At 43.3% G+C, this 11,871-nt stretch carries 7 protein-coding genes and 1 pseudogene; 5 read left to right on the top strand and 3 right to left on the bottom strand.

The window, feature by feature from the left end:
- Window positions 1-6 precede the first annotated feature (6 nt).
- Window positions 7-564 (top strand): recombination mediator RecR, encoded by a 558-nt coding sequence (gene recR / locus HWQ37_RS18505; protein ID WP_292749497.1) that lies wholly within the window; start codon window positions 7-9, stop codon window positions 562-564.
- A gap of 51 nt (window positions 565-615) precedes the next feature.
- Here recR and HWQ37_RS18510 read toward each other — a convergent pair.
- A pseudogene (locus tag HWQ37_RS18510) lies at window positions 616-3,893 on the bottom strand (PAS domain-containing protein).
- A gap of 270 nt (window positions 3,894-4,163) precedes the next feature.
- Window positions 4,164-6,110: an APC family permease gene (locus tag HWQ37_RS18515; RefSeq protein ID WP_292749487.1), complete on the bottom strand. Its 1,947-nt coding sequence runs from the start codon at window positions 6,108-6,110 to the stop codon at window positions 4,164-4,166.
- A gap of 178 nt (window positions 6,111-6,288) precedes the next feature.
- Here HWQ37_RS18515 and HWQ37_RS18520 point away from each other — a divergent pair, with 178 nt between their 5' ends.
- Window positions 6,289-7,107, top strand: a complete 819-nt coding sequence (locus HWQ37_RS18520) for an Rpn family recombination-promoting nuclease/putative transposase (protein ID WP_292749489.1) — start codon at window positions 6,289-6,291, stop codon at window positions 7,105-7,107.
- 63 nt (window positions 7,108-7,170) lie between these two features.
- Here the strand turns inward: HWQ37_RS18520 and HWQ37_RS18525 are convergent, their stop codons facing one another.
- Window positions 7,171-8,247, bottom strand: a complete 1,077-nt coding sequence (locus tag HWQ37_RS18525; protein ID WP_292749491.1) for a PIN/TRAM domain-containing protein — start codon at window positions 8,245-8,247, stop codon at window positions 7,171-7,173.
- A gap of 405 nt (window positions 8,248-8,652) precedes the next feature.
- Between HWQ37_RS18525 and hemW the strand changes: the two genes are divergently transcribed.
- The 3 genes from hemW to HWQ37_RS18540 form a co-directional block, all read left to right on the top strand.
- Entirely contained in the window at window positions 8,653-9,834 is a 1,182-nt protein-coding gene (gene hemW / locus HWQ37_RS18530; protein ID WP_292749493.1) for a radical SAM family heme chaperone HemW, read from the top strand.
- Window positions 9,835-9,904: 70 nt separating this feature from the next.
- The gene (locus tag HWQ37_RS18535) at window positions 9,905-10,792 is read left to right on the top strand and encodes a UTP--glucose-1-phosphate uridylyltransferase (RefSeq protein WP_292749495.1); all 888 of its coding nucleotides are present in this window, start codon (window positions 9,905-9,907) and stop codon (window positions 10,790-10,792) included.
- Between the two features lie 126 nt (window positions 10,793-10,918).
- The coding region (locus tag HWQ37_RS18540) for a THUMP domain-containing class I SAM-dependent RNA methyltransferase (RefSeq protein ID WP_292749496.1) at window positions 10,919-11,871 on the top strand (953 nt) is incomplete at its 3' end.

Here is an 11,871-nt window from a genome sequence, read left to right on the forward strand (position 1 = left end):
GAGCAATTGCAACGCCTACCGGGAGTTGGCCCCAAAAGCGCCCAGCGACTGGCTTTGCATATTTTGAAGCGACCAGAAGCAGAAGTAGAAGCTTTGGCACAAGCTTTAATTGAGGCAAAAAAACAGATAGGCTTGTGTTCTGTTTGCTTTCACTTATCTGCTGAACCTGTTTGTGAGATTTGCCGCAATGCCAATCGTGACAACACCATTATCTGTGTTGTCGCAGATCCCCGCGATGTGATTGCGCTGGAAAAAACCCGCGAATACAAAGGCAAATATCACGTTTTGGGTGGGGTGATTTCGCCAATTGATGGAATCGGCCCAGATCAGTTGACTATACTGGCTTTGCAGCGCCGCGTGAGTCAGCAAAAACCTCAAGAAGTAATTCTCGCAATTAGTCCGAGTGTAGAAGGCGAGACAACAACACTTTATATCGGTCAGCTACTGAAACCATTTACCAAGGTGACGCGGATTGCTTTTGGTTTACCTGTGGGTGGCGATTTGGAGTACGCAGACGAAGTAACTTTGGCGAGAGCATTGGAAGGACGCAGGGAGTTAGATTAGGTTTCAGCTAAACGTTGAATTATAGCGTTTTTCAAATAATTTTGAACTACACTACTCCCCACTCCCTACTCTCTGCTCAAGCAAATCTGCAATTGAGGTGAGTAATTCAGTTGGTTGTACTGGTTTGGCAATGTGTTTCTGGAAACCAGCTGCTAAGACTCGATCGCGATCGCTTTCTCCAGCATAGGCGGTAAGTGCGATCGCTGGAATTTCCCCGCCCTCCTCTTTGGGCATGGCTCTAAGTATCTTAATCAGGCTATAGCCATCGATTTCTGGCATTCCTAAATCACTGATTAATAAATTAGGGACAACTTGTGCTATAATAGTTAATGCCTCTTTTACAGATGCTGCGGCAGTTATCAACGCTCCATTCTGTTGTAGCAAGAAGTGTAAAAACTCCCGTGTGTCAACATCATCATCGACAATTAATATTCGTAGTCCATGAAAAAGTGATGAGTTGAATTTCTCCTCTACTTCCCTTACTCTCACTGCTCCCTGACTCTCCTCGATCACGGCAGTCTGACACTAAAAACTGCTCCCTGTCCAATTCCGGGACTAGCTGCTGTTACAGTTCCACCATGCAACTCTACTAAGTGATGAACTATGGCTAATCCCAATCCCAGTCCGCCAAATTTTCTGGTTGTGCTGCTATCGGCTTGACGAAAATATTCAAATACGTGGGGTAAGAATTCGGGGGAAATACCTTGGCCTGTGTCTTTAACTTGAATTATTGCTGAGGGGGAAGTTAATTCACGACTCAATGAAAGACTGACTTCCACTGAACCATGCGAGGGAGTAAACTTAACTGCGTTCGAGAGTAAATTCCCCACAACTTGCTGTAAGCGATAATAATCGCCTAACACTTTACCAACATTGGGGTCAACCTGTACTTTAATCTGGATGGATTTGGTTTCAGCGATTAACCGGACTGTTTCTAATGCTGCATCAATTACAGCTACTAGGTTAACAGTGGCAAAAGTCAGGTTCAACTTACCGCGAATAATTCGGGACACATCGAGCAACTCATCAATTAATTGAATTTGCAATTGTGCATTTCTTTCGATGGTTTCCAAAGCGCGACTTGTAGTCACTTGATCAAATTTGCGGCTTTTGAGTAGCGATGACCACCCTAAAATGGGGTTGAGAGGCGATGTCTGACGACAAGCCGCTTCGCGTCTACGCAATTCGTGAGAAAGAATAGCGAGAAACTCATCTTTATTCCGGTTTGCCTGTTTAAGTTCCTCAGCTTGTTGCCTAAGCGCCTTTTCTAATTGCTTCCTGGGGGTTAAATCAAGAATAAAACAGATCCAAGACGCGGGATCTTTCTCCACCAAAGCACCACCAATTAATATGGGAATGCGGGAACCATCCTTGCGGATGTATTCTTTTTCAAAGGGAGTACATATCCCAACCGTTAAAAGTTGTTCCAGACCCTGGCGATCGAGAGTATGATATTCAGGTGGCGTAATATTTTGTCTGCGTATCTTAGCTGTCAATAGCTCTTGTCGCGTATAACCCACCATTTCTAAAAAAGCCTCGTTCGCCTCAGTAATGTAATCAGGAGTGGCGAACATAATGCCAATGATGTTGGAATCAACTAACCGCCTTAATTGAGTTTCGCGCTGGCGTAAATCATTTTCTACCTGTTTGCGTTGGGTAACATCCTGGGTAGTACCCATCATCTGTACCGCCTTACCATCGGTATCATAAAAGACGCGACCTTTAGTAGCAATCCAATGAATACTACCATCAGGCCAAAGGCTGCGGTATTCAATATCACAGTCAACCTTTTCCTCAAGAGAGCGGGCGATCGCTTTATGAATGCATTGGCGGTCTTCTGGATATACACAGCTGAGGAAAATCTCAAAGCTGATTTCGGCTTCTAGGGACAGTCCAAACAGCTGCCGACATTTCTCTGTCCAAATTACTTCGTTGGTGGTGATATTCCAAAACCACATACCCATTTCAGCAGCATTAGTGGCTAACCGAATCCATTCTTCACTCTCGCGCAGATTTGTTTCAATTTTTTGGCGTTCCTGTATGGCAGCTTGCTGTTCGGTAATATCAGTACTCGCACCAACTACCCTAACTACTCGATCGTTTGCATCCCGGAGTGCAAACCCCCGATCTTCCACCCACAAATAGCGGCCATCCTGGTGACGCACTCGATACTCGATGCGATAACGGTTTCCATTGGCCATACTAGCGATGAATTGGTCATTAACTCTTTGTTGGTCATCGGGGTGGATGCGTTTTTGCCACCACTGGAAGGTCGGTTCAGTTTCTTGTTGTGTGTAGCCAAAAACCTGGGTTAGACCCTGAGTTCTTTCTACAGTATTTCTCGCAATCTCCCAGTCATAGATTAGGCAATTAACCGCCGCGGCTGCTAGCTCAAACCTTTCGTTACTTTGCCGCAGAGAAATTTCTATGTGTCGTCGCTCTGTAATATCAAAAGCGATCCCCAAAAGATATTGCGGCAATCCATCAGCAGTTCTGCTGTGTACCGTGTCATAGCTACAAAACCAGCGCCACTCTCCATTGGCGTGTCGAATTCGGTATTCAAAGCTGAGGACTTCACCCTGATGGGTAGAATTAAATTTTTCAAAATAGCTAGGGAGTCGAGCCAAATCTTCAGGGTGTAGAAATTGGGTAAATAAGTCCTTTCCCATCGCCTGGATTTCTGCTGGTGTGTAGCCCCAACTTTGAGCAATTTCGTAATTAACGTAAGAATTTCGCTGTTCAATGAAGTTATAAATGTAGATTATCCCCGGAAGAGTGCCAGCAATTTGTTGAAACAGATTGTGACTATCCCACAGTGCCTGAAATTGATTTGCATCAACTCGTTGAGTATCTTGTTCACAACTATGATCGTTCTCTAACTGGGCGTGCTTAGATTCCGTAATATCTGAAAAAGTTGTCACGATCGCATAGACATTGCTTCCTTCAGTTTGAAACAGAGGTTGGGAAGAAAGCAATAGCCAGACTAGCTCACCATTTGGCTTATAAAAGCCACACACCACATTTAAGCAAGGTTTACCTGTATTTTGGGTAACGCTCGTAGGGTGAGTTTTACTGAGTAAAGGAGAGCCATCTTCATGAATAAATTGCCACCTGGGATCGAGCCAATTTTGCCCCACAAGCTGCTCTGCTGTCAGTCCTAAAATGCGATCGCCAGCCGCATTGCAAGCCTGGATAGTGCCATCAGCCAACTGAAGCACCATTCCCTCTTCTCCACTGGCTACTAGCGAATAATTTGCCTTTTTATTAACTTGCCGATGCAGCAGCTTTTTATTAGCCAGCTGGTTCTGGGACTTTTCCGCGTCTGGCATTCTATAAAGTTAAATAAATTTAAAGTTAATCTAAGATTGAGCGGCTCATATTTACATAAATTTTAGGGCAATTTCTTCCACCTGGAAGCGGAAGCAGCGATCGCTACTTCTATCACTGGTTTATTTGCTCCACTTTTAGCAAATAAGGGAACAAGCAAAAAAAAAGAACTCTGTCACCGAAACAGTGCTGAGTGATTTTAATTTACTCCAAAACTCAGCACTCAAAACTCAGCACTCAAAACTCAGAACTCAAAACTCAGCACTCTTAAATCAACCCCCAACATGAATACCAGGTCGCATCTGGGGATTCTTTTCAGCCCGCCGCAGTACTTCACGGGTAACTACAGCAATGTCGCCTTCACCAAACAAGATAAAACGCAATAAGTATTGTATGGGATTTCCCTCAACCCAGCCGAAGTAAGCATGGGGAATCTTACCTGTTTGGTCACGAATATATAGTAGTAAAGCTGCGATCGCATTCGGTACTGCTGCACTTTCAGCCCGGAGGATGCGATAATCACCAACTTTTACCCCTTTTACTTTAATCACATCCGCAAATTCCGAAGCATCGGATACATGAATTTCTAGAAACAGAATTGGATCGTTGGGTGGAATATGATTATCTTCGCGTACCTCTTTCTCTTTCATAAAATACTCTAGGGCATCGCCCGTATTCAAGCGATTTGCAATCAGTCGTATTACTCCCTGGCTCTCTTCGGCAAAAAATTGGCTAGCAAGTTCGTCAACTTCAATTCGCTCTGCTCGCAGTTCTGTTGAACGCCAAACACGAGAAACCAGCGAGGTAAAAATGATCGCACCGATGAAAAACCCAGCAATCCTGATCCCTTCTGGTCTTTCGATGATATTGACAATGGTGGTATATAAAAATAATAGTGTAATGATGCCAAAAACTAGTCTGGCGCGCTTCTGTCTGTGACGGTGGGCTGATAAAGTTACGGCAAAGGCGGCTGAGGTGATCAACACAAGTACGCCAGTTGCGTAAGCTCCACCTTGGGCTTCTACACTTGCTTTGAAGATAATTGTGACAACAAAAGCGATCGCTGTGTAGACTAACACTAAAGGTCGCGTTACTCGTGCCCAATTGGGTGCCATGCCATAGCGTGGTAGGTAGCGAGGCACAATATTCAGCAGCCCTGCCATTGCAGATGCACCTGCAAACCACAAAATAGAAATAGTACTTAAATCGTAAATTGTGCCAAAGCCATTGCCTAAATACAGATGTGCTAAATAAGCAAGGGCGCGTCCGTTGGCTTTGCCCCCGGATGCAAATTCTGCGGTTGGAATCAGTAGAGTGGTTATAAAGCTGGTGGTAAGCAAAAAGAAGCTCATAATCAGAGCAGCAGTGGTGAGCAGCTTGCGTGTATTCCGAATCCGCCCTTTGGAATGCGGGGAAGTGCTGTTACTGCTACCTTTAACCAGAGGCATAACGGTAACACCAGTCTCAAAACCTGACAATCCCAGCGCTAGTTTGGGGAATATGAGGAGAGAGATGCCGATTAACATTAAAGGATTGGAATTGCGTGTAAAAAGTGCAGTTTGCCAGTTAGCGATCGCTTCTGTGTGAGTTAATATCTGATACAGACCAAGGCCAACGACAATAAAGTTTAACAGCAGATAAACTGCCACCAAAACTACTGCAATCCCAATGGCTTCTCGGAAACCTCTCAAGAAAACTGCACCTAGTAATGCAACTAAGATCAGGGTAACTGCGATCGTCTGATTGTGAAGCCAAATTGGTGTCAGTGGATTTTCGATGATATGAGCAGTAGCATCAGCAGCTGACAAAGTAATGGTAATAATAAAGTCAGTTGCGACAAAGCCAAGTAAGCATAGTACAAGTAATTTGCCTTGCCACCAGGGAAGTAAACGCTCTAACATTGCGATCGACCCTTCACCATGAGGGCTTTCGGCAGCAATGCGCCGATAGATTGGCAATGCCCCAAAGAGCGTCAGCAAAACTAGAATTAGCGTAGCGATAGGAGAAAGAGCGCCAGCCGCTAGTGCTGCAATCCCTGGCTGATAGCCAAGGGTCGAGAAATAATCTACACCAGTCAAGCACATAACCTGCCACCATGAATGTTGGCGATGTGCTTCTTCTTTGCGGTAAGGTCCTTTTTTCTCTTGTCGGTTTTCTTCAAGCAACCAGTTGATTAACTGGCTACCGAGCCGTTTTGTTGAAACAATTGATTTAGCCATCAAATACGGTTGTGTTGCAAAAGTCGGCTTTGTGATTTTTTAAGCCTTCGTGGTTTATTAAAATTTTTAACTACAAAGGTATAGCACTATTATTGTATGTTAGGCATCCTGTTCGATTTACAAAATATATAGTAGCTGCTCGTAGTCGTCTACCATATCAAGATCAGTACTAACTCAGATGTTTGACAATATTTGCAAATTCTTAGTTGAGAACTTCTCCAGTGACTTCGCTACATGGTTATTAGGCGAACCTATTAATTTCACAGAACTAAGTCCAAAAGAATTATCTCTTGAACCCATTCGGGCTGATGCCCTAATTCTGTTGCAGTCAGAGCAAAGCATATTGCATTTGGAATTTCAAACCCAAGTCGATGCGGAAATTCCTTTTCGGATGATTGACTATCGATTGCGAGTATATCGCCGCTTTCCAGATAAAGCAATGTATCAGGTCGTAATTTACCTCAAGCAGACAAATTCAAATTTGGTGCAACAAAATACATTTACAATTGCTGGGACACGACATGAATTTGCAGTTATCAGACTTTGGGAACAACCAACAGAAGTATTTTTGAGAACACCTGGACTTCTACCTTTAGCGGCGTTGAGCAGTACAATTGATCCAGAAGTCATACTTAACGAAGTGGCACGGGAAATTAATAGTATTACAGAATCTAGAACTCAAAGTAATATTGCTGCTTCTACAGCGATTTTAGCTGGTTTAGTATTAGATAAAGAGGTTATTAAACGAGTTTTGAGGTCAGACATTATGCGCGAGTCAGCGATTTATCAAGACATTCTACAAGAAGGTAAAGCTGAAGGTAAGGCTGAAGGTAAAGCTGAAGGTAAGGCTGAAGGTAAGGTTGAAGCATTACTTGAAGTGGCAAGAAATCTATTTAGTACTGGTATGCCATTAGAACAGATCGGCAGAGTCACAGGGTTATCAATTGAGCAGTTACAGTATTTACAGGCAAATGAGTCTCGTGATTCTAATCAATAAATAATCGGTGCAGTCAACCTGCACCGATTATCAAGTTTCACTCCAATTGAACATCCCATTGTTTCACGCCAATGCTGAAGCTTGGGGTTTGGCAAAAATCATTCTTCCTGCTGTAGTTTGCAAAGCACTGGTGACTACTACTCGCAGTTCACCACCCACATAACTGCTACCTTCTTCAACGACTACCATTGTGCCGTCATCTAGGTAGCCAATGCCTTGACTGGGTTCTTTGCCTTCCTTGAGAATTTTTAAATCCAGGTTGTCGCCAGGTAAATAACTGGGACGAACGGCATTCACTAAATCATTCACATTCAAAACAGGTACTTTCTGAACACTGGCAACTTTAGACAAGTTGTAGTCGTTAGTTAGCAGTGTGCCACTAATTTCTTGAGCAAAGCGCACTAACTTCGCATCCACTGTGGGAATATCGTCGTAGTCAACTGCATTAATCAGGATGCGATCGGGATAATCTTCCTTAATGCGGTTGAGAATTTCTAGTCCTCGTCTTCCCCGCACCCGCTTTTGGTCTTTGCTAGCATCCGCTACTTGTTGGAGTTCTTGCAAGACAAACTGCGGTACGAGAATTTGCCCTTCTAAAAACCCTGTTTCTAGTAAGGCTTCAATACGACCATCAATAATACAGCTAGTATCTAGAACTTTGGTATTAGCTGGTTTTAGCGTTCCTTCCACTACCATCGATTCGACGGTGTTGGGATTAATGAACCGCAATAAGCCTCGTCCGTGGGTGTCTGCCAAATTCATCCCAGTGACGGAGAGGATGATACTACCGACAACTGCCACCAATGGCTTAATAAATCCAAAATCCGCCGGGATCGGGAGCAAAAATAGTGGGGCTAGCATTAGGTTAGCTAGTAATAGCCCAATCACTAAGCCGATCGCACGAGTTAAGATTACCTCTAGAGGCATTTCTTTGACTTGTGATTCTAGACGACGATATGTCGTCTGGAAACTCAGCCCGATCGCACCACCAATAATAGCGGCAAAGACGGCAACAACTAAGCGTAAAGCTTCTAGATTCGTTACCTGATCTAGTGTGCCATTGGGTAGTAGTTCAATGCTGTAGAACCCTATTCCCGACGCTGCTAGGATAAATGAGAAAATAATAATGGCGTCAAGCATGGTTGTCTTGTTTTCCTACAACTGTGTTAACCGATAAAGTTAAGTATTTTTTATTTCATCGGTAAGATAAACGGATCAATATTGACTTACACTAAGGGTTTAGGCTGACAATATCTGCAATTATTATAACTAAAGGCTTTCATCTTAATATTTTTCATTGTTTCTTTGTAAAACCACAAAAACTTGTAAATAAACTACTTATTTTGTAAGAATTCAGAATCCAGAATCCAGAAGTCAGAATTAAGAAGACTTTGATACCCAAACTTAATAATTTTAATAGAATCAAGAAGTTATTATACGCTTGATTTTACAATTATTCTAACTCCTGACTCCTGACTCCTGAATTCTTATCTCATTTTCACTGTCTCTAATTCGCAGTTAGATTAACTTCAAACTTTTCTCAAAATGAGTAAAAAATTTAGTATTTCTGGAATTGCGAGTTCTGCTTATGTGCATATTCCCTTTTGCAGACGGCGGTGCTTTTATTGTGATTTCCCGGTGTCTGTTGTCGGCGATCGCTTGCGGGGCGAAACATCTGGTACGATCTCCCAATATGTTGAGGTACTATGTCAAGAAATTGCCATGACACCAGCATTTGGTCAACCCCTGAAGACAATTTTCTTCGGTGGTGGTACTCCTTCGCTGCTATCAACGGAACAGCTACAACGGATAGTGGGAGAGCTACAGAAGCATTTTGGGATTGCATCTGGGGCAGAAATTTCTATGGAAATTGACCCAGCCACCTTTGATTTAGCACATATAGCAGGTTATCGCAGTGCTGGGGTGAACCGAGTAAGTTTGGGTGTCCAAGCCTTTCAATTAGAATTATTGCAGAGGGCGGGGCGATCGCACTCAGTTGAAGATATTTTTGCAGCTGTAGAACTAATCCACCAAGTCGAGATTCCCGAATTTAGCTTAGACTTAATTTCTGGATTGCCGCATCAGTCTTTAGAGCAATGGCAGGATTCTCTCTTAAAAGCAGTGGCGATTTTACCCACTCACATTTCCATTTACGATCTTACCATCGAACCAGGTACAGCCTTTGGTCGTTACTACAAACCTGGTGATACTCCTTTACCTACGGATGAAGCCACAGTTAAAATGTACCAGATGGCGCAGCAGGTTTTGACTAGTGCAGGTTATGAGCATTATGAAATTTCCAATTATGCCCAACCTGGCCATCAGTGTCGGCATAATCGAGTTTATTGGGAAAACCGCCCTTATTACGGCTTTGGTATGGGTGCGGCGAGCTATGTTGAGGGGAAGCGCTTCACTCGTCCGCGCAAAACTAAGGAGTATTACCAGTGGGTGCAAGCTGGCGGTGTGATTGATTGTGATGTGACTCCCCCAAAGGAAGTATTGTTAGAAACGTTAATGTTGGGGTTGCGTTTGGCGGAGGGTTTGAGTTTAACCGTGTTGGCGGAGGCGTTTGGGGAAGAGAAAGTAGAGGAAATTTGCCGGTGTTTGCAAGTGTATTTTGAGAAAGGTTGGGTGGAAATTGTCGGGGGAAGGTTGCGTTTGATTGATCCCCAAGGGTTTTTGTTTTCTAATGTGGTGTTGGCGGAGTTGTTTGAGAAGTTGGGATGACGAACCGCAGAGGCGCAGAGGACGCAGAGAGAGGAGGGGAGATTTTAAGCTGATGAGGATTGATGATTGAATGCAGAAAAATAAAGTTAGAAAGGCTGTGATTCCGGTGGCTGGTTTTGGCACTCGGTTGTTTCCAGCGACTAAAGTTGTGAAAAAAGAACTTTTCCCGATTATTGATCGAGATGGTAGGGCAAAACCTGTGATTTTAGCAATTATTGAAGAGGCAATTAGTGCTGGAATTACAGAAGTAGCGATCGTGGTGCAGCCGGATGACAAAGAAATATTTGAAGATTTATTGAAAAATCCACCCAAAAAAGAACTTTTAGCGAAACTGTCGCCGCAAAATCAAGAATATAGCCAATATTTGCAAAATTTAGGCAAGAGAATTACCATGTTATTGCAAGAGGAGCAATTAGGCTATGGTCATGCGGTATTTTGTGCCAAAGATTGGGTACAAAATGAGCCGTTTCTGTTAATGTTGGGCGACCACATTTATGCATCTGATATTGAAAAATCTTGTGCTAGTCAAGTTTTAGCTGTTTATGAACAAGTTAATCAAAACGTTGTGGGCTTAACTACAATGCCAGCAGAAATTATTCATAAAGCTGGGTGTATAACAGGAGTTTGGCAAGAGTTAAACTCGATTTTGTCAGTTACACAACTCTATGAAAAACCTACCATTGAGTATGCACAACAGCATTTGCGTGTAGAGGGAATGGCAGAAAATGATTTTTTAGGTATATTTGGCTTATATTTACTTACGCCGAAAATTTTTGACTTTCTCGCAGAACATATTAACAAAGATTTCCGAGAACGAGGTGAATTCCAGTTAACATCCTGTCTGGAAAGATTGCGTCAGGAAGAGGGAATGATAGGATATGTTGTTAAAGGTAAGTGTTTTGATACAGGTTTGCCAGATGCTTATCGTCAGACAATGATTGATTATAAAAATTTCTAGATGAATCTAAGTTGAAAAAATATTGGGCGAATAGAATTCGCTACTACACTAGCATTGTCCACCTCAGTGGACTAAGAGAATTTGAGTTATTAATAGCCATTAATTACGAATTACGAATTACGAATTATGAATTATTTTGCAACAGTTGCTCGTGGATTAGAAACCCTGGCGGCTCAGGAGTTAGAGCAACTGGGTGCTGATTCTGTAGAGCCAGGGTTTTGCGGTGTAGCCTTTGAGGGCGATCGCACTCTACTTTATCGCGTTAACATCTGGGCGAGGCTACCATTCCGCATTTTGGTAAGTATCCATGAGTTTCCATGCCTTGATGCTAAGGATCTCTATCGCGGCATCCAGACTATCGATTGGGCAAATTATCTCACACCAGATATGACGCTGGCGGTAAATACCACAGGCAAAAACGATCACCTGAACCATACCCATTTCACATCTCTCCAGATCAAAAATGCGATCGTCGATCAGCAAAAAGAAAATCTGGGCGAACGTTCAAATGTAGAGCTTCATGAACCAGATGTGCGGATTAATGTTCACATTGAACGCGACTTTTGTACCGTTAAACTCGACAGTTCGGGAAATAGTCTGCATCGCCGAGGCTACCGTCCGGCGGTGGGAGTAGCCCCTTTAAAGGAATCTCTAGCTGCTGCCCTCATTCAACTTTCGGGCTGGCAACCAAATCAGATGTTCTACGATCCTCTCTGTGGATCTGGCACTTTACCTCTGGAAGCTAGCTTAAAGTCTCTGAACATAGCACCGGGGCTGTTTCGTGAATCCTTTGGATTTGAAAATTGGCTCGATTTTGATTTATCCCTTTTAGAAAAACTGCTCCAAGAAGCTAAGGATAGCCAACTAGATACCCTGACTGCACCTATTTGGGGAAGCGATCGCGATGAAAATATAATTGAGCAAGCGATTAACAATGCTCAAAATTGCGGCGTTGATAACCATGTATGGTTTTCTCAAATGGAGCTTGCTGATGTTGTCGCCCCCGCAGACAGTGGGATTTTATTCTGCAATCCACCTTATGGCGAACGGCTGGGGCGAGATAGTGATTTAGGGGCGTT

This window comes from Nostoc sp. NMS4, assembly GCF_017115095.1.
In the GTDB taxonomy this organism is placed as follows: domain Bacteria; phylum Cyanobacteriota; class Cyanobacteriia; order Cyanobacteriales; family Nostocaceae; genus Nostoc.